Source organism: Streptomyces sp. NPDC087440, from assembly GCF_044744005.1.
Classification (GTDB): domain Bacteria; phylum Actinomycetota; class Actinomycetes; order Streptomycetales; family Streptomycetaceae; genus Streptomyces.
The window spans coordinates 396,345-420,004 of the sequence record NZ_JBIUXN010000002.1; the positions used below are offsets into that span (position 1 = coordinate 396,345).

A 23,660-nucleotide genomic window follows, 5' to 3' on the forward strand; every position below is an offset into this window, starting at 1 on the left:
AACGGGCGGCGAACGGAGGATGACGTTCGGGCGTCCGGGGGCGGGAACGGCCCGCGACCGGCGGGAGGGGACGGCCCGCGACCGGCGGGGGGACCTAGGTCCCGTCTGGTCCCTATGCCCGATGTGCCCGGGGCATGGTCCCGCCTAGCGTTGATCATGTGTTGCAGACGACTGAAGCCACCCCGCAAAGCCCCCAAAGCGCCCTCCCTTCACCCCGCCCGTCCCTGATCCCCCATCCTGAGGGGGTGAGCGATGACGAGTTCCGGGCCGCGATGTCCCGCTTCACGGCGGGCGTGACGCTGGTGACGGCCCACGACGAGGACGGCGGTCCGCGCGGCGAGGACGTCGGGATGACCGCGACGGCCTTCATGTCGGTGTCCCTCGACCCGCCGCTGGTGATGATCAGCCTGCGCAACGGCTCCCGGATGGACGACCTCCTGGCCGAGCAGCCCCTCTGGGCGGTCTCCCTCCTGTCGGAGAGCCAGCGGCACATCGCGGGCCGGTTCGCGATGAAGGGCCGGCTGAGCGACCGTCTGCTCTTCGAGGACATCGCGTGGAAGCGCGGCGAGGTGTCGGGGGCGCCGCTGGTGGGGGGTTCGCTGGCGGTGGTGGAGTGCCGTACGGAACAGACGGTGGTGGCGGGCGACCACACCCTGGTCATCGGCCGCGTGCTGGCCGTGGAACTCCCCAGCGCGGAGGGCGGCCCGCTGACGTACTTCCGGGGCAAGTACCGGCAGCTCGCCTAACAGCCCGGGCTACTCCCAGCCCCGCCCCGACCGGCCCCCCTTGGTCTGACTCCGCTGCTTCTTCTCGCGCAGGCGGCGCTCGTTGATCCCGCGCGGGATCTTGGTCGCACGGCGCGGCTTGGGCGGCGGGGCCGAGGCTTCGGCGAGCAGGGACGCGAGGCGGACGGCGGCGGTCTCACGGTTGCGCCACTGCGACCGGTGCTCGGCGGCCTGCACGGAGACGACCCCGTCGACGAGCCGCCCGGCCAGCCGTTCCAGGGCGCGCACCTTCCACACCTCGGGCAGCGCCTCGGTCTTCGCCAGGTCGAACCGCAGCTCGACGCGCGTGTCCGAGGTATTGACGTGCTGCCCGCCCGGCCCCGACGACCTGGAGAAACGCCACATGAGCTCGGCCTCCGGGAGGGAGACGGAGCCACGGATGATGTAGGGACCGGACATGCGTCCATACTCCCTGCTCACCCGCCGCCCCGTCACACCGTTTTTGTCGCCCGCCCGGCAACTGCGTAAAGAAAGTAAAGAGAACCGCACCGAGCTGGAACTTAACGGGACCCTGGCCGCGTTAGATGGGGTGACGGTAGCTTCGGGACTCGTACCGGAGCCCGCACATGACGCACGAGGAAAGGGACATCCCATGGCAGTCAGCCTCAGCAAGGGTGGCAACGTTTCGCTCTCCAAGGAGGCCCCGGGCCTGACCGCCGTCACGGTCGGCCTCGGCTGGGACGTCCGCACGACGACGGGCACGGAGTTCGACCTCGACGCCTCGGCCATCGCGGTGAACGGCGCGGGCAAGGTCTACTCGGACGGTCACTTCGTCTTCTTCAACAACAAGGCCACCCCGGACCAGACCATCGTGCACACGGGCGACAACCGCTCCGGCGAGGGCGAGGGCGACGACGAGCAGATCAACGTCAACCTGGCCGCGCTGCCCGCCGACATCGACAAGATCGTCTTCCCGGTCTCGATCTACGACGCGGAGTCCCGCTCGCAGAACTTCGGCCAGGTCCGCAACGCCTTCATCCGCATCATCAACCAGGCCGGCGGCGCCGAGATCGCCCGCTACGACCTGAGCGAGGACGCCGCCACCGAGACCGCGATGGTCTTCGGCGAGCTGTACCGCAACGGTGCGGAGTGGAAGTTCCGCGCGGTCGGCCAGGGTTACGCCTCGGGCCTGACCGGCATCGCCCAGGACTTCGGCGTCAACGTCTGACCCCGACACCTGACCCTCTGAGGGCCCCGCCCGCCAACCCGCTCACACCCGTCAGCGGCGCGGCGACCGGGGCCCTCGGCCGTACCCGCCACCGCCCGGCCGCCGCTCCAGCTCGTACCGGATGCGTGCCGCCTTTCCGCGTACGACGTCGGCGGGCAGCCCGCGCTCGGGCCGCGCCTCGTACGGCGTGCTCCGACAGGGCCCGCACAGCCCACCGGGCAGGGCCTCGGCCGTCCCCGGCACGCCGCACCCGGTGCACTCCACGGCGATCAGCCCCTGCACGGGCCCCGGCAGCTCGGGCGGCATCTCGTCGATCAGCCGCCGCTGCACGAACCCGAACGGATGCCGCACCGGCTGCGGCAGGCAGAACGTCAGCGCCAGCACGAACTGCGCCTCGCTCATCCCCCGCTTGAACCACTCCCCGGCAAGCGGCGCGAGCGCCTGGCACGAGGCGGCGGACAGGGGCAATTGCGGCTCGCTCCGGGCGATGCGCGCCAGCGCGTCGTACCCACGCCGCTCGGCCTCCCCCGGCTCGTCCACGGGAACGTCATGCTCCTTCCCGCTCTCGGGCACGTCTTCGCACAGCAACGCCCGTCACCAGTGCTCGTGCCGCGCGGTCCGCGAGAACCACGTCCTCGTGACCTGCCGATACCCCTCCCGCTCCACCCACACTTCTTCGACGAATCGCCGCAGGTGCCCGGCGATGGTCAGGTACCTGAGCGCACTGCCGACGGCCATCTGCCCGTACGCCTCGATCTCCCGGGCCAGCGTCTTGATGCTGATGTCGGCACCCTCGGGCAACCCGTCGATGTACCGCGCGATGGACGCCTCACGCCTGGGCAGGTGTGCGAACGTCCCACCATCAAGCGGGAGTTGATCGGGCGCGGCCTTCTTCCCGTACCCGGGCTTGGCCATCGGGTGGGCGGGCGCGTGCAGGGTACGACTAAGCTGCTCAACAGCCACGGGGATCTCCTTAAGCTGCGGATCTCTCTGGTCAGACCCTCATGCGGCTTAGGCCCCGCATGGGGGTCGTTCTGTTGTCACGCACCGTACACGCTCGCAACGCGTGGTCGCGACCCGATCACAAAAAGTCATCTCGCGTGCCAGTGTGCCCAGTTGACCGCTCGCGCCCGCCTCACGCGCCCGCGAAAGGGTGGGTGGGCGGGATGTGTCCCACCCACCATTCCTAGTAAAGAGGACTCGAATCTCGCGGCCCGGGTCTCAAGCGCTGAGCGGGGCCTTCCGGCCCACGGCCAGCAAGTGCGAGGAAGCGGCAAGGAGTTCGGGGTACGGCTCGGCGAGGCGGGCGGCGGTGAGCGCCGAGGCGAAGAGGCCGGAGTCGGCGACGGACTCGCGTGTGTACTGCTCGGTGGCCTTGAGGAGGGACCATGCGGGCCCTTCCACCCCGTACACGACGACGTCCCGGAGTCCCGACCCGCGCACCTCCTCGTCCAGGAGCTGGGGGCTGTGGAAGTACGCCTCGGTGAAGCCCCGTTTCCCGTCGTGGACATGGGTGGCGAGGATCTTCTCGATGCTTGTCCGTACGGGCTCCTGGTCAAGGTGCGCGAAGGCGGTGTGCTCGAAGAGGGAGGCGTACTGGTTGATACCGGCGACGGCGACGAGCCCGCCGGGCCGGACGACCCGGAACGCCTCGGCGAGGGCCCGGCGCCGGTCGGCGGCGTCGGGCAGGTGGTACAGCGGCCCCATGAGCAGGACGACGTCGTACGAGGAGTCCCCGGCGCTCAGGCTCCGGGCATCACCCAACTCAACTGTGCACCCCTGCACTTGAGCCTGCTCGATGTGCCGCTGCACGGGGTCGACCAGATGGACCGCATACCCGTCCGCCACCAGCCACGCGGCGTGCGCACCGGGCCCGCCACCGACGTCGAGAACGGTGGCCGGCGCCTGCGGCAGGTGCCGCCGCAGCAGCTCCTTCGTGCGGATCAACTCCAGCCGCCCATCGGCGGAGCCGGTCAGGCGGGTGCTCTCGTCGATGGTCTTGGCGTAGAAGTCGAGGACGGCGCGGGCCACTGCCGGGGGTGTCGTCATGGGGGCATTCTGTGCGCCCATGGGCCCGGCTATGCGGCCATCGTGCGGGCGCGGTCGTACAGGTCGCGGGCCTGGGGGTTCCTGAGGTGCGGCTTGAGGAGGCCGAGCATGGCCCGGACGCGGTCGTCGGCGCGGCCGGACTGGACCAGGGGGTAGTCGTCGAGTGCCTGGTGCCAGGTGGTGCAGGCGGCTTCCAGGTGGCCGAGTTCGAGTTGGCGCTCGGCCATCGTTCCCCGGTGGCGGACGCGGGTACGGCGGTAGACGCCGGGCCTGAGACGGTCGGCGAGCTCCATGGCCTCGACGGCTCCGGAGACGTCGCCAAGCTCGTAACGCACCTGACTTGTGTGGTAGTTGAGGGCTGCCGGGTCGTACGAGCCGAAGGCCTTTCCGCGTGACTCCGCCCGGTCCATGGCCGTCTCGGCCTCCCGGAGGCGGCGCAGCGCGCCGGTGCGGTCGCCGGTCTGGGCTGCGGCGTGGGCCTGCTGCCCGAGGAGGAAGGCGAGCATCCGGGGTCCGGCCTTGGGGGATGCTGCGGCGGCCGCGTCCGCGAGGTCCAGCGCCCTGCGGCCGTGGCCCAGGTCGACGGCCTGGACGCTCATGCCGCGCAGGGTCGTGCAGTAGGTCAGGTGGTCCTCGGCCGCGCCCGCCAGCTCCAGCGCCTTGACGTAGTACTGCTGGGCGAACCCGTGCAGGCCCTCGTCGACGGCCATGTACCCGGTCAGGTACAGCAGGTCGGAGGCGGCCGACAGCATCGCCTGCCGTACGGGGGCGGGCGCGTCCGCGCGCAGATAGGCGGCGACGGTGTTCACCATGAACGCGGCGGCCATGGGGCGCGCGTGCCGACCGCCGAACTGGTCGTCCAGGTCGGACACCTTCTCGGTCATCGCGGTCACCGTGTCGACCTCGGCCATCCCGATGCGCGAGGTCCGCCCCGACTGCACCGCTTCGGCCCGGCCCACGACGTCCTGCCAGCCGGGAATCGTCAGCGCCACGGAGAACAGCCCGGCTCCGAGGACGCGTCGGCGCGACGGGTCCATGTCCTGGCGGCCGAGATCGACCAGCCCTTCCACGGCATTCGCGGCCGGAGTCGTGGCGGCGGCCGGTGCCGGAAGACCCGCTTCGGCGTGCGTGACCGGTCGGCCGAGCCTGCGCGAAAGGGCTTCGAGGATGCAGGTCCGGGCGGCCTGGCGAGGTGCGGTGCCGGTCAGCCAGTGGCTGACGGCGGACTCGTCGTACCGCAAGGGTGTCCCCGTCTCGGTGCCGACCCGGTTCACGGCCCGCGCGAACTGCCGGTACGTCCAGCGGGCCTCGCCGATCAAGCGGCTGAGTGCCGCGTTCGGCCCCCTCGCTGCCATGGCCCCAACTCCTTGCGCTCTTGCGAACTTTCAAGGCTTTCAAGTCCCGACCTCGCCTCAACGGTACCGCTGGGCGTGGTCGCGCGGTTGCGTAGAGCACAAGGCAGGAACTCGGGAACGAGGGAGTTGAGGACCGTGACGGCACACAACGGCGTGGGTCGCCAGACGAGACACCAGGACCACATCGCGGACTGGCTGGCACACACCTCGGACGAACCCGCGTCGGCCCACGCGGAGTGGGCGGAGCGGGGTGTGGCGGTGCTGCCGCTCGGGCGGCGGTTCGACGCGGTGCGGGTTTCCGGGGTGCTGGTGCGGGCCGCGCTCGCCGCTAACGCGGTTGCTCACCGGCCGCTGATCCTCGACCCGCACAGCGACACGTACTACGCCCTCGTCCCGCCGCAGACCACCGAGACCTGGACCTGCGCCTTCGGCACCTGCTTGGGTCGCGGGGCCTGGCTCGGTGTGCCGCACCCGGAGCGGGCCGCAGCGCCCGGCCCGCACTGGACCTCGCCCGTGCGGGAACTGCCGCCGGTCGGGACCGCGCCCGGTGTCCGCGTCCTGATCGAGCGCGGGCGGCAGGAGGTGGAGCGGGCCCCGCGTGAGCGGTGTGCGTGGTGCAGGCAGGAGACCGGGCGGCCGGTGATCGCCGGGATCATCCACGCCGGAAGTGGGGGCGGCGGGCACATCCACGCCTGCCCCGCCTGTACGGCGACGTACCGGATCGTGCCCCTCGCCGAGCACCCGTCCGACAGCGACGGCACGCCTCGCTGCGGGGCGGTGGGCGAGCAACTCCCGTGATGGGCAGGCACAGGAACGGACCGTACGGGCATGTCACCTACGGAGCACTCCCATGAGCGGGGACGCCCCCGGAGAAGCGGGACCCGCGCGGCTGGCCGCCCTGCTCAGGGAAGCGGGCGTGCTCACCGACGACTGGCTGCCCGCCTACGCAGCCGTGCCCCGGCACCGCTTCGTGCCCGACGCCATCTGGCCGGGCCGGGCCGGTATGAACCGGCAGGAGGACCGCGTCGTCCGGGGCGAGCAGCCGGATGTGTGGTGGGAGGCGGTCAATCGTGACGCTCCGATCACCACGCAGTGGGACGACGGAGCGTTCAGCGGACCGGGCCGGGGACGGATGCCGACCAGTTCGAGCTCGATGCCCAGCATGGTGTTCCGGATGCTGGGGGCACTCCAAGTGGCGGAGGGAACAAGAGTCTTGGAGATCGGGACCGGCACCGGCTGGAACGCCGGTCTGCTCTCGTACCGGCTCGGCGGCGAGAACGTCGTGTCCGTCGAGGTGCATCCCGCGTCCGCGCAGGCCGCCCGCTCCCGGCTGGAGCGGGCAGGGCTGCACCCCCTGGTGCACGTGGGCGACGGGGCACGGGGGTTCCCGGACCGTGCTCCGTACGATCGCGTGCTCGCCACCTGCTCGGTGGGCCGTGTCCCACGGGCCTGGCGGGAACAGACCGTGCCGGGAGGCGTCATCGTGACGCCCTGGGGGCCGACGTACGGCGGGGAGGCCGTCGTACGACTGACGGTCGGGGAGGACGGTACGGCGGAAGGCCCGTTCGTCGGGTCGTCGGCGTTCATGCGCATGAGCGCACAGCGCAAGTTGCTGCCGTCGACGCGGGCCTTTGCCGAACACGGGGAAGGGGCGGCGTCCTGGACACGGCTGTCGCCGGACGACGTGGGTGACTGGGTGCAGATGTTCGCCATCGGGGTGCAGGTCCCAGACCTGTTCTGCCGGGTCGAGCCGGGCGAGGGGGGCGCGTACCGCCTGCGGCTGATGGACACGGGGGTCACGGCGTGGGCGACGGCGGACTACGAGCGGGGCCGGGAGGCGTTCCGCGTCGTCCAGGCGGGTGCGCGGCGATTGTGGGAGGAGCTGGAGGCCGCCTGGGACTGGTGGGCCGGGCAGGGGCGTCCCGGGTTCGAGCGGTTCGGGCTCACGGTGGATGGCCTGGGCGAGCGGGTGTGGCTGGACGAGCCGCATCGACTGGTACCGGTGCACGGACCGGCCGCGTGATGGCGCGGAAGGGGGTCAGGGGGTCGGCTTGCGCTTCACGTCGGTGACCTTGAGTTCTGATTGCTCCGAGGCTCCGAAGGGGTCCACCTGTACACCCTTCGTCGTGGCGGTGACCTCCAGGACCAGGTTGCCGCCCATGAAGCGCAGGTCGATACGGACCCGGGCAGCGCCCTCGTGGTCCGGCATCCGGTGGATGACGGAGGACGGGTAGTCCAGGGTGGTCAGGGTGTGGTGGAGGGTGGGGTAAGGGGTGGGCCCGGGGGTGTGGAACGCCTTGGTGATGCGCTTCGTGTGGAAGTCGCCCTCGCACTTCTCCATGGCGCCCAGGGGGACTTCCTCACGGGACACGGGGCGTGGCGTCGTCGGGCCCGGCGGCTCACTGTCGCCCGGCGGGACCGGGACCGGCGGGGGCGTCGGGGTCGCGGGTGGTCATGGCGCGGCCGATGAGGGCCAGGAAGCGGGCCTCCGCGTCCGGGGAGTCCGACAGGGTGTTCGCCGGGGAGTCCGGCGGAGTGTCCGCCGGGGTGTCGCCCTTCGCGCGGGCCGCCGCCGCCCGCGCGGCGTCGCCACCGGCCGGGGCGTCGGCCGAGGCCGCCCGTTGGGTTCCGCAGCCGGTCAGGAGGAGGACGGCGGCGGTCGTGGTGGCCAGGGCGGTCGTCAGCAGGGGGCGGAGGAAGGGCCTCGCGGGGGTCTTGGTTCGCATGAGGACATGGTGTGACCGCCCGTGGTGGTCCCGCATGCGCGCTCGTGCTCAGGTGACGGTCGCGGGCAGGTGGGTGCGGGTGTGTGGCGAACGCAGTCCGACCCCCTGCACAACTTCGGCCCATTGATCACCAGTTGGTCGCGTACTGATCGACTTCCGTCACAAGTGGACCGTCGGCAAGCGATCAAGAGGCAAGGGAAGGTCAAAAAGTTGTGAGGCAATTGTTGGCACACGGTCAACACCGGTCGATCGGTGTCAGTCTCACATCGCTCAGCTCTTACCCCCCACGGAACGAGTGATGGAGAGCGCATGACCCCCCACGTTTCACGGAAGAACTCTGTCCGCGCCGCCGCCCTCGCCGCCGCCGCGGCCATGGTGGTCGTCGGCGTCCAGGCCGGTACGGCGACCGCCGTGCCCGACCAGGCGCAGCAGGCGCAGGCCCCCTCGGTCTCCGCCGCGGCTGCCGCTGTTCGTACGGAGAACATCAAGTCGGCCCAGGCGGGCGCCACTTCGACGGCCAGAAGCCTCGGGCTCGGTGCCGGTGAGAAGCTCGTCGCCCGCGATGTCATCAAGGACGCCGACGGCACCGTACACACCCGGTACGAGCGGACGTACGACGGTCTGCCCGTCCTCGGCGGTGACCTCGTCACCCACGTCGCCAAGGGTGGAAAGGTGAAGGGCGTCGACAAGGCGACCGACGCGAAGATAGCCGTGGCGTCGACGACGCCGAAGGTGAAGGCCGCGGCCGCCGCCCGCAAGGTGATCTTCGCGCTCAAGGGCAAGCCGGTGCTGGCCTTCGAGACGGTGAAGACGGGCACCAAGAAGGACGGCACGCCGAGCCGCCTGCACACCGTGACCGACGCCAACTCCGGCAAGAAGCTCTACGAGTTCGACGAGATCGAGACCGGTAGCGGCAGCAGCATGTACAGCGGTGAAGTGCCGCTGACCACCACGAAGGGCGGCTCGGGCTTCGAGCTGACCGACGGCGAGCGCGGCGGCCACAAGACGTACGACCTCAAGGGCGGCCAGTCCGGGACCGGCACCCTGTTCACGGACGCGGACGACAAGTGGGGCAACGGCAAGGCGGACGACGCCCAGACCGCCGCCGCCGACGCCGCCTACGGCGCAGCCATGACCTGGGACTTCTACAAGGCGGAGCTCGGCCGGAACGGCATCGCGGGCGACGGCAAGGCCGCCTACTCCCGCGTCCACTACGGCAAGGCGTACGTCAACGCCTTCTGGGACGACAGCTGCTTCTGCATGACGTACGGCGACGGCATCGGCAACACCCACCCGCTGACCGCCATCGACGTCGCCGGGCACGAGATGAGCCACGGGCTCACGGCCGCGACCGCCAACCTGGAGTACGCGGGCGAGTCCGGCGGCCTCAACGAGGCGACCTCCGACATCTTCGGCACCGCCGTCGAGTTCTTCGCCAAGAACAAGACCGACGTCGGCGACTACCTCATCGGCGAGAAGATCGACATCAACGGGGACGGCTCGCCGCTCCGTTACATGGACAAGCCCAGCAAGGACGGCCAGTCGCTCGACTACTGGGACGCCAACGCCGGTGACGTGGACGTGCATTACTCGTCCGGCATCGCCAACCACTTCTTCTACCTGCTGGCCGAGGGCAGCGGCGCGAAGGAGATCAACGGGGTGAAGTACGACTCGCCGACCAAGGACGGGTCGAAGGTCACCGGCATCGGCCAGGAGAAGGCGTACAAGATCTGGTACAAGGCGCTGTCGACGTACATGACGTCCACGACCGACTACAAGGCCGCCCGTGAGGCGACCCTGAAGGCGGCGGGCGACCTGTACGGGGCCGACGGCGTCGAGGCCAAGGCCGTGGCCGCCGCTTGGACCGGGGTCAACGTCAAGTAACGCTCACCCGTTGGGCGTTGCGGGGCGTTCACCCCCGTAGAGCCAGACGTCCCAGACCGCCGACAGATCCGCGTCCGTCTTCTTCTCGACGAACGCGGTGAAGTCGGCGGTCTTCGCGTTCCCGCCCCGGAGTTCGGCGGGCCACTCCTGAAGGATCTCGAAGAAGGTGTCGTTGCCGACGGCCTGGCGGATCTTGTGCAGGACCATCGCGCCGCCCCCGTACACCGGTTCCTTCGACACGTACCCGGGACCGGGCGGACTCGCGGGCGGGAACTTCCAGTTGGCGTCGGCCTCGAACGCCGCCTCGAAGGACTCCTGCGCCGTGTCGCCGCCCTCGTCCTCCTCCCACAGCCACTCCGCGTACGTCGCGAAGCCCTCGTTCAGCCACATGTCCTTCCAGCCCTTGGGCGAGACCGAGTTGCCGAACCACTGGTGGGCGATCTCGTGGAGCTGGGCGTCGTCGAGCGCGCCGCCGTTGCCGGTGATGCCCGCGTAGACCGGCTTGGTCTGCGCTTCCAGGGCGTACTCGATGTCTCCCTGACCCCGGGTGACGACCGAGCCGATCGAGTCGAAGGGGTACGGGCCGAAGTAGGTGACGGCCCAGTCCATCATCCGGGGGATCTCCTTGCGGAGGGCGAGGCTCGACGCGTCGACGGAACGCTCGGCGGCCGCGTACACCGGGACGGTCCGCAGCACCGTCTCCTCGTCGTCCGCTAGCTCGGCGGTCGCCCTCGACTCCCACACCGCGAAGTCGCCGACGGCGACCATCGCGAGGTATCCGGCCATCGGCTCGCGCATCTGCCAGTCGAAGGTGGTGCGGCCGTTCTGCGTGCGGGGCGGGGTCCTCAACTCACCGTTGGAGATGGCTGTTTGGCCCTGCGGGACGGTGACTTTGATGTCGTACGTCGCCTTGTCCGAGGGGTGGTTGTTGCTGGGGAACCAGGCCATGGAGCCCACGGGCTGGCCGACGGCGACCGAGAGCTTCTTGTCCTTCGGGCGCAGCCAGCCCTCGCGGGCCCCGTCGACGTCCTTGATCTCGCGGGGCGTGCCGGAGTAGCGGACGACCGCCGTGAAGGTCTCGCCCTTGCGCAGGTCCCGCCTGGGGCGCAGCGTCAGCTCCGTACCGGCCTGGCGGGCGGCGGCCTGCTCGCCCTCGACGGTGGCGGAGTCGACGGTGAGCCCGGCCAGGTCGAGGTTGAAGGCGCTGAGCTCCTGGGTGGCCCTGGCGGTGATGGTGGCGGTGCCCTGGAGGCGGTTGGTGGCGGGGGTGTAGTCGAGGTCGAGGGCGTAGTGGGCGACGTCGTAGCCGCCGTTGCCCAGCTTGGGGAAGAGGGGGTCGCGCAGGCCGTGGGCGCCGGGGGTGCCGGTGGGGACGCCTTCACCGGTGCAGCCGCTGAGCGCTGCCGCGAGGAGGAGGGCGGCGGTGGCGGTACGGGTGCGGGGGCGCGCGCGGAGGGGACGGCGACTGCGGGAGGGCATCCCTCGATCTTAGGCGGGGGTGTCCGGTACGGGGTGGGGCGAAGCCGTGCGCTCCCTTCCCCCCCTCCCCCTTAGCCCCCTTGCCTCCCCCCGTAGCCCCCTTGGGCGACGGGGCCGCCCCAAGGGGGCGGAACGGGCGGGCAAGGGGGCGGCCCCTCCCGCTCCCGGCCCAGCCCGGCGCCCCCCCGCCCCGCCCCCGCGCCGGGTGCACGCCCCACCCCCAGAGCCCTACGGGACCAGCACGACCTTGCCGACCGTGCGCCGCTGCTCCAGATCGTCGTGCGCCCGCGCCGCCTCCGCGAGCGGATAGACCTGGACGGCCGGCCGCAACACCCCCTCCGCAGCAAGAGCCAGCGAACGAGTCTCCAGGCTCCGGATGGGATTGGCCCCACCCCCCGCCTTGGCCAGCATGGGCGGCCCCAGCACGACCTCACTGGTGATCGCCCGCTCGGCAAGCTCCGCCTCCGTGAAGGTCAGCGGCTCACCGTCATGAACCCCCTTCCCCGACCAGCCGAAGACCAGGTGGTGACCCCCCGGGGCAAGCAGATCAACGGCCGCCAGCCCCGTACCCCCGCCGACCGAGTCGAAGACGACCGTCGCACCCCCGATCCCGCGCGCGGAGAGGAACTCCGAGACCTCGTCCTGCCAGTCGGGCCGCGTGTAGTCGACGGCGAGGTCGGCCCCGTTCCGCTCGACCAGTGCGACCTTGGCGGGCCCCCCGGCCAGGCCGATGACGGTGCCGCCCGCGTTCTTCACGTACTGCACGAGCAGGGTCCCGATGCCCCCCGCTGCCGCCGGTACGACGGCGACCGTGTCCGCCGTGACCTCGGTGAAGCCGAGAACGCCGAGGGTGGTGCGGCCGGTGCCGATCATGGCGACGGCCTCGGGGTCGGTGAGGCTGTCGGGTACGGGGTGCAGCTTGGCGGCGTCGGTGACGGCCAGCTCGGCGTAGCCGCCGGGGTTCATGCCGAGGTGGGCGACGACCCGCCTGCCGAGCCAGGACGGGTCGGTGCCCTCGCCGAGCGCGTCGACGGTGCCCGCGACCTCGCGGCCGGGGACGGTGGGCAGGGCGGGCGGCTCCGGGAACGGGCCGGGGTCGCCCTGGCGCAGGGAGGTGTCGATGAGGTGCACACCGGACGCGGTGACGGCGATACGGACCTGCCCGGGGCCCGGGACGGGGTCCTCGGTCGTCTCGTACGTGAGGTTCTCGGCGGGACCGAAGGCGTGGAGGCGGATGGCGCGCATGACAACTCCCCTGTCTCATAAGGCCGTTGGCACGCGCCTCGGCCTCTTGGAGATCATCCTGGGACCTCAAGCACGGTTGAGGTCAAGGGGGCGGGCGGCGCGGAGGGCGAGGGAGGCGGCCTCCAGGGCGCTGTTGAAGGAGACCTCGGCGAGGAGGCCGGGGGCGGCGACCTGGTCACCGGCGAGGTAGATGCCGTCGCCCCGGTCGACGGCGGGCCGGTCGCGCCAGGTGGTGCCGGGCAGGTCGACGGCTCCGGTGCGCCCGGCGGCCAGCGCCTCGCAGCGGTGGGTGACGCGCTCGCGCCAGCCGGGGAACCCGAGGTCGAGCAGCCGCTCGGCCCTGGCGATGCCGACCGCCCTCGACTCCCCGTCCCCCACCGGGAGTTGAGCCTGCACGAGCTGCTCCCCCCGCGGGCGCCAACGTCGCGTCCTGGGCGGTGAACCGCTCGATCCACCCGGGCGCGTCCAGGTCCGACACGATGAACGCGTCGCCGCGCCGGGTGCGCAGCCCGAGGTCGAGCAGGGCGGTCCGCCCGCTCTCCCAGGTCAGGGAGTCGTCACCGAGGAGAGTGCGGGCGGCGGCCAGCGAGGTGGCGACGACGACGGGCCCGCGCGCGGCGGCCTCCGCGAGGCCGGAGGGACCGACACGGGACGACGTCTCGATACGTACGCCCAACGACCGCGCCCTGCCTTCGAGCCGCTCCACCACCGAACTCCACCCACCCACCGGGTACTTGGCCTCCGGCGGCATCGCCAGCACGCGCCGCAGCCGCTCCTGCACGAAGCGGGCCGAGAGGGCACCGGGGTCGTGGTGGAAGACGGCGACGGCGACCGCGTTGGCGGCGTACCGGGCGTGCTGCTCGCCGACGAGGGCGGCCGCCCAGGAGTGGAAGTCCCGGTCGACGGGGGCCTGTTGGGGGTCGCGGCGCCCGAGGCGCAGCACCGGGAGCGGGGGCATGCGGCGCAGGGCGCCGTCGCGGTGGAAGCGGGTGCGGGCGGCGGCGGCCAGGGGCACGGCCGCGGCGGGCCCGATGAGGTCGCGCTGCTGGAGCCAGGTCCACAGGGGGCCGCGCGAGTAGAGGGCGTGCGGTCCTTCGTTGGTCTTGTACGGGCTCCCCTCGGCGGTACGGGCCCGGCCGCCGGGGCTGCGGTGGGACTCGTGGAGGGTGACGCGGGCCCCGGACTCGGCGGCGGTCACGGCGGTGACGAGCCCGGCGAGACCGCCGCCGACGACGGTGAGGGGGGCGGGGGTGGTCGTAGGCATGGTCGGTGCTCCTGTTCCGCTGGTGTCATCAGGCGTTCGGGAGTGGGACGGACGGGCCCCGCCGGAATGTGACATCGGCGGGGGAAATCCTTCCCCCGGGGCGTTGTCAGTGGCGTGGGGCAGCATGGGTGCCATGGCACGCGAGGCGAAGAAGAACCAGGTCCCGGCGGTACGACGCCCTCAACTGCGGCTTCCGGAGCTGGAGCCCTTCGTGGGCGGGGAGCTGGAGTCGGAGGGGGACTACGACGGCCTGGAGTTCCGCGACCTGGACTTCGCGGGGCAGGAGGGCCGGGGCTCCCGCTTCATGGACTGCGGGCTGTTCGGGGTGGCGCTGGACGAGACGCGGCTCGGGCGGGTCCGGCTGATGGACTGCGTGCTGGAGCAGGTGCGCGGGGTGGGCACGCAGCTCGCGGAGGCGTCACTGCGGGACGTGGAGGTGGTGGACGCGCGGCTGGGCGGGACGCAGCTGCACGGGTCGGTGTGGGAGCGGGTGGTGGTGCGGGGCGGGAAGATCGACTTCGTGAACCTGCGGAAGGCGAAGCTGACGGACGTCGTCTTCGAGGGGTGCGTGCTGGTGGAGCCGGACTTCGGGGAGGCGCGGCTGACCCGGGTGGAGTTCCGGGACTGCGTCCTGAAGGGGGCGGACTTCACGGGGGTGACGATGAAGGACGTGGACCTGCGGACGGTGGCCTCGCTGGAGATCGCCCGGGGTGTGGAGCGGCTGCGGGGAGCGGTGATCAGCACGGGGCAGATGCTGGACCTGGCCCCGGTGTTCGCGGCGGCGATGGGGGTGCGGGTGGAGGGGTAGTGGTTGCGGTGCAGGCCGGGGCGCTGCCCCCGGGCCCCCGGGTTTCGTCCGTGCGCGTGGGTCGTGGCCGATCGCGCCCACGCGGCGGAGCCGCACATCGATACAGCCCCGCGCCCCTGAAGCGGCGCATCTGACGGAGCGGTCAGTCGATGCGGGGGAACTTGGCCTGGAGGGTCCAGAGGGCGGGGTTGTCGGCGAGGCCCTCGTGCATGTCCGTGAGGTCGGCGATCAGGTCGTGGAGGAAGTCGCGCGCCTCCCGCCGCAGCAGCCGGTGGCTGAAGGTCAGTGCGGGCTCCTCGGCCGGCATCCAGTCCGCCTCCACGTCCACCCACCCGAAACGCCGCTCGAAGAGCATGCGGTCGGTCGACTCCGTGAAGTCGAGTTCCGCGTACTGCCGGTGCGCAGACCGGTTCCCCCGGGGGTCCTGGTCGATCTGCTCCACGATGTCGCACAGCGCCCACGCGAAGTCGAGCACCGGAACCCATCCCCAGGCTGTGGACACCTCCCGGTCCGCCTTGACGTCCGCGAGGTACACGTCCCCGCAGAACAGGTCGTGCCGCAGCGCCCGTACGTCCGCACGGCGGTAGTCCGTCTGCGGGGGATCGGGGAAGCGGCGGGAGAGGGAGTAGCCGATGTCGAGCACGTTCCCGATGGTCGCACGGGAGGGGGCAGGGCGAAGAAACGTATCCGCTCACACGTTCGGGTGAACGCGTTCCGGTTCCGGGCCCGGGAACCCGACCTACTCTGGAAGTGTCGCGTTGCGCGAAGGAGGTCCGCCATGGCACTGCCCGCACCGGAGTGGGACACGTTCGAGTTCGAGGACGAGTCCGACGAGTTCCAGGACAAGAACCCGGCCATGACGGTCGAGGAAGCCTTCGACAGGTTCAGCGCCGTCGCCCCGAAGGGCTGGCGCGTGGAATTGATCGAAGGGGACATCCACGTGACACCTCCGGCCAACGGCGAGCACGAAGAAATCATTTCCGAGGTCAGCGGGCAGGTACGCGATCACCACCGGAAGCTGGGACGCTACACAGGGGCTGGGTTGCTGGTCCCCGGCGCTTCCCGGACCGGCAAGGTCGTACCCGACCTCGTGATCGCCCCCAAGGGCAGCTTCGGCGATCAGCTGGATTGGCACGATCCCTCGCCGGTCATCCTCGTCGCCGAGGTCACCTCCTCCTCCACCGCGGGCAACGACCGCGTGAAGAAGCTCCGGGGCTACGCCCGCGCCGGAATCCCCGTCTACCTGCTCATCGACCGCGAGGCGGGCAAGGCCCTCCTGTGCACGGAGCCCGCCGGTGACGGCTACGTCAAGAGGGTTCCGTACGACATGCCGGGCAAGATCCCGCTGCCCGAGCCGCTCGGCTTCGACCTCGACACGAGCGAATTCTGAGAGACCCGCACGGACGTCACGGCAAGTCCCCGCACCGATCTCACGGCAGCAGCCGCTGCTCCTTCGCCACCGCCACCGCGCCCGCCCTCGTGTCCACCCCGAGCTTGGCGTAAATGCGGCCCAGGTGGGTCTTCACCGTCGCCTCGCTGATGAAGAGCGCGCGGGCGATCTCCCGGTTGCCCAGGCCGTGGGCGAGCTGGGCGAGGATGTCGGACTCGCGGTCGGTGAGGGTGGGACGGCCGGTGCCCCGCATCTGCGCCATGACGCGGCTCGCGACCGGCGGCGAGAGGGTCGTACGGCCCTGGGCGGCGGAGCGGATCGCGGCGAAGAGCTCCTCGGGCCGTTCGGCCTTGAGCAGGTAGCCCGTGGCCCCCGCCGCGATGGCCCGGGTGATGTCGGCGTCCGTGTCGTACGTGGTGAGGACGAGGACGTGCGGGCCGGTCCCGGCGATGCGGCGGGTGGCCTCGACGCCGTCGATGCCGTCGCCGAGCTGGAGGTCCATGAGGACGACGTCGGGGGTGAGCTTGGCCGACATCGCGACCGCCTCCTCGCCGTTCCCGGCCTCGCCGACGACCTCGATGTCCGGTTCGCTGGAGAGCAGGGCCAGCAGGCCCGCCCGTACCACCACGTGGTCGTCGCAGAGCAGGACGCGTACGCGTACGGAAGGGGTCGTCATGGCTGGGGCTCCAGGGGGATCGCGGCGGACAGGACCGTGCCCTCGCCGGGGGCGGACTCGACGGCGAGGGTGCCGCCGAGCTGCTGGACGCGGGCGCGGATCGCGGGCAGGCCGTGGCCCCGTACGCCCCGGGGGCCCTGCGGTGTGCGGGGGTCAAAGCCTCGGCCGTCGTCCGCGATGTCGAGGACCACTTGATCATCCAGGTAGGTGAGGGTGAGCGCGGTGGTGGTCGCCTGCGCGTGTTCGCGGACGTTGGCGAGGGCGCCCTGCGCGATCCGGAGCAGGGCGGACTGGACGCGGTCGGGGAGGGGGGTGGCCGGGGCCGTCCCGTCGACGTGGAAGCGCGCGTTCTCGCGGGCGGCGACCGCGCGCAGGGCCTCCTCCAGACCGCCGCCGCGCGCGCCCGCCTCGGCGAGGTCGGCGGGGGCCAGGTCGTGCACGAACCGGCGGGCCTCGGCGAGGTTGCGCTCCGCGATGGAGGTGGCGGTACGGACGTGGCGGCGGGCGGTCGCCGGGTCGGTGTCCCAGGTGCGGTCGGCGGCCTGGAGCAGCATCTGCTGGCTGGACAGGCCCTGCGCGAGGGTGTCGTGGATCTCGTACGAGAGGCGCTGACGCTCCGCGAGGGTGCCCTCGCGCCGCTCGGTGGCGGCGAGTTCGCGGCGAGTGCGGATCAGGTCGTCGATGAGGGCACGCTGACGGGCGGCCTGGCGCTGCATGTAGACGAAGGTCCCGGCGGCGACGGCGGCGACGGCGGGCGGCGCGACGAGCAGGGTCGGGTCGAACTGCCCCTTGGCGAGCTGGAGTTGGGCCGCGACGACAAACGCGGTGAGCAGCCCGACGAGCGCGAGGGCGGTGCGGGTGGGCAGGGTCCGCAGCCCGGTGTAGAAGAGCGGAACGGCGCACCAGGCGAAGCTGGGGGCGAGGACGACAAGGACCACCCAGACGGCGACGACACTGCCGAGGTGGACACGGGGGCGGGCGGGACGGGAGGGGCTGGCCGGGCCGGAGTCGCGGTCCGTGGGGAGCACGTAGAAGAGGACGTGCAGGAGGGCCAGCGCGAGGCTCAGGCCGATGATCCACGGGGTGCGGGTCTCGCCGGGGTGGCGCAGGAGGTAGCGGGCGAGGGAACCGCCGAGGAGCAGAAAGAAGGCGGCGTGCATGAGGAGGGCGAGCGGCCGCGCGTCGGGATCGCCTTCGGGGGAGGCGGAGCGCCCGGGGAGGGGGCTGAGGGGGTCGCTGGGGGGCATGGCTCCGGGTCCTCGTCGGGGTGGGTGGGGGTGATGCGCGGTACGTATGGGGGCGAAGGAGGCCGTCCAGGGGCCCACTCGGGACCGGGGGTCGGTCGGCTGCGGGGCACGCGCTCGGGGCACGGGCCTTGGGCTCGCGCTCGGGGCCACGGGCCTTGGGCTCGCGCTCGGGGCCACGGGCCTTGGGCACGCGCTCGGGGCCACGGGCCTTGGGCACGCGCTCGGGGCCACGGGCCTTGGGCACGCGCTCCGGGCCACGGGTCCTGGGCACGCGCTCCGGGCCACGGGTCCTGGGCACGCGCTCCGGGCCACGGGTCCTGGGCTCGCGCTCGGGGGCACGGGCCTTGGGCACGCGCTCCGGGCCACGGGTCCTCGGCTCGCGCTCGGGGCCACGGGTCCTCGGCTCGCGCTCGGGGCCACGGGCCTTGGGCACGCGCTCGGGGGCACAGGTCCTGGGCGTGCCCGGGGAGCCGCCGCCCGTGGGTGCCTCACCCGGGGCGCCCGTGGGTCGGCGCACCCGGCTCGCTGGTGGGACGCGCATCCCGGTCGTCCGTGGGCCACGGCCACGCAGCGGGCCGGCCCACGGCCGCGTACCGGGGCGGGGCGGACCGCGCCCGACGAGCTGTCGCTCCTCGAAGTACGCGCCCGAGCCGCGCCCGCAACGGCCCGAACCGCGCCTGCGCCGGCCCGGGTCGCTTCGGACCGGGTCGGGCCGCGCAGGACCGGGTTCTTCCCGGCCGCACCGGACCGGCCCCGCATCACGTCGCACCGCCCCGCACGGGCGTCCCGCCGGCCCCGCACGGGCCTCGCGCCGCGTCCTTGTCGCACCCGAGCACCGTACATACCGCTTCTTACCGCCGCACACCGCCCCGTACGCCCCCATCCTCACCCCCCGGGACCACCCCCGCATCAACCGATCGGATGACCCCCGTATCGACCTCCCGGCCCGCCGGGTGCAGCCGGTGCACCGACCGTACGGGGCCGGTTCCGGACCCAGGATTGAGGTCAGAAGGAGCCCGGCACTCCCGCCGCTCCGGCCAGCACCTCCCCCTCCCTCCCCTGGAGTCCACCATGCGCAAGCTGTCCGTCCGTGCCCGTGTCCTGACCGCCTCCGCCGTTCTCGCCGCCGTCGGCGCGGGCACCTTCGGCGCGGTGAGCGCCAACGCCTCCGCCCCGGCCGCCGAGGCCAAGGCCGCCGTCACCGCCGACGCCTCGAACCGCAACCTCCAGCAGTCCACGCACCTGACCGTCGCCGCCGCGACCAAGGCCGCCGAGGCCGTGCTCGACGCCGCGAAGAAGGACAACCAGCGCGTGTCCGTCGCCGTGGTGGACCGCAACGGCAACACGATCGTCTCCCTGCGCGGCGACGGCGCGGGCCCGCAGTCCCCCGAGTCGGCCGTGAAGAAGGGCTACACCGCCGTCTCCTGGAACGCCCCCACCTCCGAGCTGGCCAAGCGTCTCGCCCAGGCCCCGAACCTGAAGGACATCCCCGGCACGCTCTTCCTCGCGGGTGGTGCGCCGGTCCAGGCGAAGGGTGCCCCGATCGCGGGCATCGGCGTGGCGGGTGCCCCGAGCGGCGACCTGGACGAGAAGTTCGCCCAGGCGGGCGTGGCCTCCCTCTCCCGCTGAGCCCGGCACGAACGGGGCAGGCCCACCCCGGGCCCGCCCCGCCCCCTTCGGTCTCCGCCCTAACCCCTTGGGCTCCGCCCCCCGTAGCCACCTTGGGCGCCGGGGCCGCCTTCCCCCGCTTCCCCAGCCCCCTTGGGCGACGGGGCGCCCTCCCCCTCTTCCCCTAGCCGCCTTGGGCGGCGGGGCCGCCCCCCGGGGGCGGGACGGGCGGGCAAGGGGGCGGCCCCTCCCGCTCCGGGCCCACCCGGGTGCCGCCCCTGGCTCCGCCCCGACACCGGACGCGCGTCCAAAGGGGCCCCGGCCCACCCCCGTACCGGACACGTCAGCCCCGTCCGGCTCAGGCAGAGAGGCCCCGGACCCGCCCCTTTCCCTAAAGCGCTCGCCGCGCGGCCGCCTAAGGTTCCCGTGCGGATGAGTGGGTGGCTGGTCGCGCAGTTCCCCGCGCCCCTGAAGGGGCGCCCAGCGCGGCGGGGACGCAGATCGAGTACAGTCCCGCGCCCCTGCCGGGGCGGAGCCGCACGTGCAGCACAGCACCGCGCCCCCTGCCGGCGCACCCAGCCGCGAGCCCCGCCCCCCGAAAGGCCCCCATGCCCCCCATGCCCCCCACCCCCGACCTCCGCCTCCTCGCCGCCGCCCAGGCCGGTGACGCCGACGGTGTCCTGGCCGCCCTCCGGGACGGTGCGCGGGTCAGCGCCCGGGACACCGAGCTCCGCACCCCCCTCCTCCTCGCCTCCCTCGGCAACCACCTCGACGCCGCCCGCGCCCTGGTCGCCGCCGGGGCCGACCCCAACGCGCAGGACCTCCGCGAGGACAGCGCCTGGCTGGTCACCGGCGTCACCGGCAGCGTCGCCATGATGCGCGTACTGCTGCCCGCCGGCCCCGACCTGACGCTGCGCAACCGCTTCGGCGGGATCTCCGTCATCCCGGCCAGCGAACGCGGTCACGTCGACTACGTACGCGCCGTGCTCGCGGAGACCGACACCGACGTCGACCACGTCAACAGGCTCGGCTGGACCGCCCTGTTGGAGGCCGTCATCCTCGGCGACGGCGGCCGCGCGCACCAGGAGGTGGTGGAGGTCCTGCTCGCGGCGGGCGCCACCCCCGACCTCCCGGACGGCGACGGCGTCACCCCCCTCGCCCACGCCGAACGCCGCGGCTTCGACACCCTCGCCCGGCTGCTCCGGGAAGCGGAGTCCCGCACGCCGGACGGCACCCGCTCCCACCCCCACCCCGGGACCCCCGCATGAAGCCCCGCCTCGCCCTGTGGGCCCTCCTCGTCACGGTCGCCCTCAGCCTCCTCACCGCATGCGCGGGCATGGGCGCGGGTTCCGCAGAGAGCGCCCCCGAACGGCCCCGCCCCGCGACCGTCACCCCGACCGCGCCCACGCCGAAGGCCGCCGCCACCCCCGCCGGCACCCTCCTCGTCGCCGACTTCGACTCCGACACCGTCACCTTCGTCGACCCCGCCCCCGGCAGGGGCCCGATCGGCTCGGTGCGGGTCGGCACCGCCCCATACGGGCTCGCCGTCGGCAAGGACGGCCGCGCCTGGGTGGCCACCGCCGAGGGCGTCGCCGTCGTCGACACCCGCACCCGTACGAGCCTCGGCCGCATTCCGTACGCGACGAAGGCCGACGGCCCCGCCACGATGGGCGAATACCGGGCGGGCGGCATGGGCATCGCCCTGTCCCCGGACGGCCGGCACGCCTACGTGGGCGTCAACGTCCCCGACGCACGCGGGGTGCTGGAGGTCGTCGACACCGCCTCCCGCACGGTCACCGGCACCGTCCCGGTCGGCCGCCGCCCCTTCGACGTGGACGTCTCCACCGACGGCCGCGAGGTCTACGCCACCGGCCACGACTCCTACGACGTGACCGCCGTCCGCACGGACACCCTGAAGGCCCGCCGCCTCGAAGTCGCTCCGTACGGTACGGAAGGGGGGCTCGGCTCCTGGCTCAAGCCGCACTACGCGGCCGTGCGCCCCGGCGACGGCAAACTCCTCCTCCCCTTCGAGGGCGAACGCCTCGCCGTCCTGGACCCGCGCACCGGCAAGGTCACCGTCGAACCGATGACCGCCAACACCCACCAGCACGGCACGGCCATCACCCCCGACGGCACCCTCCTCGTCGTCGGCACGGGCCCGATCGGCGGCGACGACGAGGACCCCTCCCTGACGATCCGCCGCCCCGACGGCACGGAACGCGTGATCGCGCTGGACGGCGCCCACGAGGACGTCGCCGTCACCCCCGACGGCCGCACGGCCTACGTCACCGGGGGCTTCACCCGCGACGGCTCCTGGGACGGGATCACGGTGGTCGACCTCCCGACCGGCGACACCCGCCGCCTCCCGGCAGGAGTCCGCCCCCTGGGCATCGCCGTCCTGCCCTGAGCCCCCGCCCCCGCCTCCCGCCCCGGCCCCCGCTACCCTTCCCCGCCCAGCCGCGCCAGCGCCCCGTCCGTCAGGCGGTACACGTCCCACTCCCCCTGCGGCCGCGCCCCCAGCGCCTCGTAGAAGTCGATCGTCGGCCGGTTCCACTTCAGCACCGACCACTCCAGCCGCTCGTACCCCCGCTCGACGCACGTCCGCGCCAGCGCGGCCAGCAGCGCCTTCCCGTGCCCGCCGCCCCGCGCCGTGGGCCGTACGTACAGGTCCTCCAGGTAGATGCCGTGCACCCCGCGCCACGTCGAGAAGTTCAGGAACCACAGCGCGAACCCGACGGTCTCGCCGCCCTCGTCCTGCGCCACATGGGCGAAGGCGGCCGGGCTCTCCCCGAAGAGCGCCTCCCGCAACTGCTCCTCGCTCGCCCTGACCTCCTCCAACGCCTTCTCGTACTCGGCGAGTTCCCGCACCATCGCGTGAATCTCCGGAACGTCCTCGACCACCGCTCTGCGAATCATGACCGCACCCTAAGCAGGGTCCGGGCGACGGCCACGTGAATATCCGGAATGCGGACCTCCCCGTCCGCCAGCTCCCACAGACAGTCCTGGAGCACCCGCCCGAGCGTCCACGCTGCCGCCCGCTCCCGGTCCAGCCCCATCACCTCCACCATCAGGTCGAACCGGCGCACCACCTCCGCCGCCTCGAACCGGTTGCGGATCGCGGGGAACAGCTCGAACCCCGGGTCCCCGGCGAGGGGCTTCGGGTCGATCACCACCCAGGTCTCGCCGCGTGCCGCCCGCCGCGAATCCGCCCTCGGCGCCAGCACGTTGCCCCCGTGCAGGTCCCAGTGCAGCAGCCGGTCCCCGGCCTCCCCCGCCACCTCCCGGACCGCCCCCGCACACCGCTCCAGCAACCGCCGCTCCCCCGCGTCCGCCAGCTCGGGAAGCAGCTTCGGCACGTCGGCGAGCAGGGCCGCTGCGACGTCCGCCAGCCGCCGCATCCCCGCCGGAGCGGCCACCGCGTTCAGCCGGGCCAGCGACTCGGCGATCACCCGTACGCCGTCCACCGCGTCCGGCACCCCGCCCAGCGACCTGCCCTCGTCGAGCCGCTCCAGCAGCAGCGCCCCCCGCACCTCGTCCGCCGCCAGCACCTCCACCGCCCCGAGCCCCGCCCAGGCCCGCAGCGCCGCGGCCTCGCCCGCGTTCTCCTCGTCCCGGAGCTGGAGCTTGAGCACGGCCGGCCGCCCGTCCGCCTCCCGCACCACGGGCAGCACCAGCGCCGCGGCCCCGTGCATCGACCGGCCGTCCGGCCGCAGCCCCCACTGCGCCAGGCACTCCCGCACCTGCCCCGGCAGCCCCGTCACCCAGGCCCGCCCCGCCTCCCCGTTCCACCGCAGCTGCGGCTCCACCAGGCCCGCCGGGACCTCCACCTCGTACCGCACACCCGCCCGCACACCCACCCGCTCCCCCGTCCGCCCGCCCCGCCGCTCACTCATCCACATCCCCCTCCGCTTCACCCATCCACGCGCCTCCTCAATCGCCGTGCGAGACCAGAATGACCGATCGAATCGCCCCATAC

The 23,660-nt window shown here is 72.8% G+C and carries 24 protein-coding genes and 1 pseudogene; 10 read left to right on the forward strand and 15 right to left on the reverse strand.

What is annotated here, in order from left to right; translation table 11 throughout:
- The first annotated feature begins 134 nt into the window (after positions 1–134).
- Complete coding sequence (locus ACIO3O_RS06500; RefSeq protein ID WP_401742670.1) at positions 135–746, forward strand: flavin reductase family protein; 612 nt, start codon at positions 135–137, stop codon at positions 744–746.
- Between the two features lie 9 nt (positions 747–755).
- On the opposite strand, the gene arfB is transcribed toward ACIO3O_RS06500, so the two are convergent.
- Positions 756–1,184, reverse strand: a complete 429-nt coding sequence (gene arfB, locus ACIO3O_RS06505; RefSeq protein WP_401742678.1) for an alternative ribosome rescue aminoacyl-tRNA hydrolase ArfB — start codon at positions 1,182–1,184, stop codon at positions 756–758.
- Between the two features lie 193 nt (positions 1,185–1,377).
- On the opposite strand from arfB, the gene ACIO3O_RS06510 reads away from it, so the two are divergent.
- Positions 1,378–1,953 (forward strand): TerD family protein, encoded by a 576-nt coding sequence (locus ACIO3O_RS06510; protein ID WP_401742681.1) that lies wholly within the window; start codon positions 1,378–1,380, stop codon positions 1,951–1,953.
- Between the two features lie 51 nt (positions 1,954–2,004).
- Here the strand turns inward: ACIO3O_RS06510 and ACIO3O_RS06515 are convergent, their stop codons facing one another.
- The 4 genes from ACIO3O_RS06515 to ACIO3O_RS06530 form a co-directional block, all read right to left on the reverse strand.
- Complete coding sequence (locus ACIO3O_RS06515; protein WP_401742684.1) at positions 2,005–2,493, reverse strand: hypothetical protein; 489 nt, start codon at positions 2,491–2,493, stop codon at positions 2,005–2,007.
- A gap of 54 nt (positions 2,494–2,547) precedes the next feature.
- Complete coding sequence (locus ACIO3O_RS06520; protein WP_401742686.1) at positions 2,548–2,916, reverse strand: hypothetical protein; 369 nt, start codon at positions 2,914–2,916, stop codon at positions 2,548–2,550.
- 258 nt (positions 2,917–3,174) lie between these two features.
- The gene (locus tag ACIO3O_RS06525; RefSeq protein WP_401742689.1) at positions 3,175–4,002 is read right to left on the reverse strand and encodes a class I SAM-dependent methyltransferase; all 828 of its coding nucleotides are present in this window, start codon (positions 4,000–4,002) and stop codon (positions 3,175–3,177) included.
- A gap of 29 nt (positions 4,003–4,031) precedes the next feature.
- Positions 4,032–5,357 carry a tetratricopeptide repeat protein gene (locus ACIO3O_RS06530; protein WP_401742692.1) on the reverse strand — a complete coding sequence of 442 codons (1,326 nt, stop codon included), beginning with the start codon at positions 5,355–5,357 and terminating at the stop codon, positions 4,032–4,034.
- A gap of 135 nt (positions 5,358–5,492) precedes the next feature.
- Between ACIO3O_RS06530 and ACIO3O_RS06535 the strand changes: the two genes are divergently transcribed.
- The gene (locus ACIO3O_RS06535) at positions 5,493–6,155 is read left to right on the forward strand and encodes a hypothetical protein (protein WP_401742694.1); all 663 of its coding nucleotides are present in this window, start codon (positions 5,493–5,495) and stop codon (positions 6,153–6,155) included.
- A gap of 52 nt (positions 6,156–6,207) precedes the next feature.
- A complete protein-coding gene (locus tag ACIO3O_RS06540) occupies positions 6,208–7,380 on the forward strand; it encodes a methyltransferase domain-containing protein (RefSeq protein ID WP_401742697.1) in 1,173 nt (390 codons plus the stop codon).
- A gap of 15 nt (positions 7,381–7,395) precedes the next feature.
- On the opposite strand, the gene ACIO3O_RS06545 is transcribed toward ACIO3O_RS06540, so the two are convergent.
- Both ACIO3O_RS06545 and ACIO3O_RS06550 read right to left on the reverse strand, forming a co-directional pair.
- Complete coding sequence (locus tag ACIO3O_RS06545; protein WP_401742700.1) at positions 7,396–7,728, reverse strand: hypothetical protein; 333 nt, start codon at positions 7,726–7,728, stop codon at positions 7,396–7,398.
- A 28-nt stretch (positions 7,729–7,756) separates the two neighbouring features.
- Positions 7,757–8,083 (reverse strand): hypothetical protein, encoded by a 327-nt coding sequence (locus tag ACIO3O_RS06550; RefSeq protein ID WP_401742702.1) that lies wholly within the window; start codon positions 8,081–8,083, stop codon positions 7,757–7,759.
- 309 nt (positions 8,084–8,392) lie between these two features.
- Here ACIO3O_RS06550 and ACIO3O_RS06555 point away from each other — a divergent pair, with 309 nt between their 5' ends.
- Positions 8,393–9,967 carry a M4 family metallopeptidase gene (locus ACIO3O_RS06555; RefSeq protein WP_401742704.1) on the forward strand — a complete coding sequence of 525 codons (1,575 nt, stop codon included), beginning with the start codon at positions 8,393–8,395 and terminating at the stop codon, positions 9,965–9,967.
- A gap of 3 nt (positions 9,968–9,970) precedes the next feature.
- Here ACIO3O_RS06555 and ACIO3O_RS06560 read toward each other — a convergent pair whose 3' ends face one another.
- The 3 genes and pseudogenes from ACIO3O_RS06560 to ACIO3O_RS06570 form a co-directional block, all read right to left on the reverse strand.
- Positions 9,971–11,446 (reverse strand): M1 family metallopeptidase, encoded by a 1,476-nt coding sequence (locus ACIO3O_RS06560; protein WP_401742705.1) that lies wholly within the window; start codon positions 11,444–11,446, stop codon positions 9,971–9,973.
- Between the two features lie 228 nt (positions 11,447–11,674).
- Positions 11,675–12,691, reverse strand: coding sequence for a zinc-binding dehydrogenase (locus ACIO3O_RS06565; protein ID WP_401742708.1), 1,017 nt, complete (start codon positions 12,689–12,691; stop codon positions 11,675–11,677).
- 66 nt (positions 12,692–12,757) lie between these two features.
- Positions 12,758–13,955 (reverse strand): annotated as a pseudogene (locus ACIO3O_RS06570) (NAD(P)-binding protein).
- A 133-nt stretch (positions 13,956–14,088) separates the two neighbouring features.
- Between ACIO3O_RS06570 and ACIO3O_RS06575 the strand changes: the two are divergent.
- Positions 14,089–14,763: a pentapeptide repeat-containing protein gene (locus tag ACIO3O_RS06575; RefSeq protein ID WP_401742710.1), complete on the forward strand. Its 675-nt coding sequence runs from the start codon at positions 14,089–14,091 to the stop codon at positions 14,761–14,763.
- Positions 14,764–14,905: 142 nt separating this feature from the next.
- On the opposite strand, the gene ACIO3O_RS06580 is transcribed toward ACIO3O_RS06575, so the two are convergent.
- Positions 14,906–15,406, reverse strand: a complete 501-nt coding sequence (locus tag ACIO3O_RS06580; protein ID WP_189822732.1) for a hypothetical protein — start codon at positions 15,404–15,406, stop codon at positions 14,906–14,908.
- A gap of 135 nt (positions 15,407–15,541) precedes the next feature.
- Here ACIO3O_RS06580 and ACIO3O_RS06585 point away from each other — a divergent pair, with 135 nt between their 5' ends.
- A complete protein-coding gene (locus tag ACIO3O_RS06585; protein ID WP_401742712.1) occupies positions 15,542–16,153 on the forward strand; it encodes a Uma2 family endonuclease in 612 nt (203 codons plus the stop codon).
- Between the two features lie 40 nt (positions 16,154–16,193).
- On the opposite strand, the gene ACIO3O_RS06590 is transcribed toward ACIO3O_RS06585, so the two are convergent.
- Both ACIO3O_RS06590 and ACIO3O_RS06595 read right to left on the reverse strand, forming a co-directional pair.
- Positions 16,194–16,829 (reverse strand): response regulator, encoded by a 636-nt coding sequence (locus tag ACIO3O_RS06590; protein WP_401742715.1) that lies wholly within the window; start codon positions 16,827–16,829, stop codon positions 16,194–16,196.
- Entirely contained in the window at positions 16,826–18,076 is a 1,251-nt protein-coding gene (locus tag ACIO3O_RS06595; RefSeq protein ID WP_401742716.1) for a sensor histidine kinase, read from the reverse strand. The genes ACIO3O_RS06590 and ACIO3O_RS06595 overlap by 4 nt, the downstream gene beginning before the upstream one ends.
- A gap of 1,071 nt (positions 18,077–19,147) precedes the next feature.
- On the opposite strand from ACIO3O_RS06595, the gene ACIO3O_RS06600 reads away from it, so the two are divergent.
- The 3 genes from ACIO3O_RS06600 (at position 19,148) to ACIO3O_RS06610 (ending at position 22,091) form a co-directional block, all read left to right on the forward strand.
- The gene (locus tag ACIO3O_RS06600; protein WP_401742718.1) at positions 19,148–19,705 is read left to right on the forward strand and encodes a heme-binding protein; all 558 of its coding nucleotides are present in this window, start codon (positions 19,148–19,150) and stop codon (positions 19,703–19,705) included.
- Between the two features lie 587 nt (positions 19,706–20,292).
- Entirely contained in the window at positions 20,293–20,952 is a 660-nt protein-coding gene (locus ACIO3O_RS06605; RefSeq protein ID WP_401742721.1) for an ankyrin repeat domain-containing protein, read from the forward strand.
- The gene (locus ACIO3O_RS06610) at positions 20,949–22,091 is read left to right on the forward strand and encodes a YncE family protein (RefSeq protein ID WP_401742723.1); all 1,143 of its coding nucleotides are present in this window, start codon (positions 20,949–20,951) and stop codon (positions 22,089–22,091) included. Before ACIO3O_RS06605 ends, ACIO3O_RS06610 begins: the two co-directional genes overlap by 4 nt.
- A gap of 32 nt (positions 22,092–22,123) precedes the next feature.
- Here the strand turns inward: ACIO3O_RS06610 and ACIO3O_RS06615 are convergent, their stop codons facing one another.
- Both ACIO3O_RS06615 and ACIO3O_RS06620 read right to left on the reverse strand, forming a co-directional pair.
- A complete protein-coding gene (locus tag ACIO3O_RS06615) occupies positions 22,124–22,600 on the reverse strand; it encodes a GNAT family N-acetyltransferase (RefSeq protein WP_401742726.1) in 477 nt (158 codons plus the stop codon).
- Positions 22,597–23,577 (reverse strand): aminoglycoside phosphotransferase family protein, encoded by a 981-nt coding sequence (locus tag ACIO3O_RS06620; RefSeq protein WP_401742729.1) that lies wholly within the window; start codon positions 23,575–23,577, stop codon positions 22,597–22,599. The genes ACIO3O_RS06615 and ACIO3O_RS06620 overlap by 4 nt, the downstream gene beginning before the upstream one ends.
- Positions 23,578–23,660 lie beyond the last annotated feature (83 nt).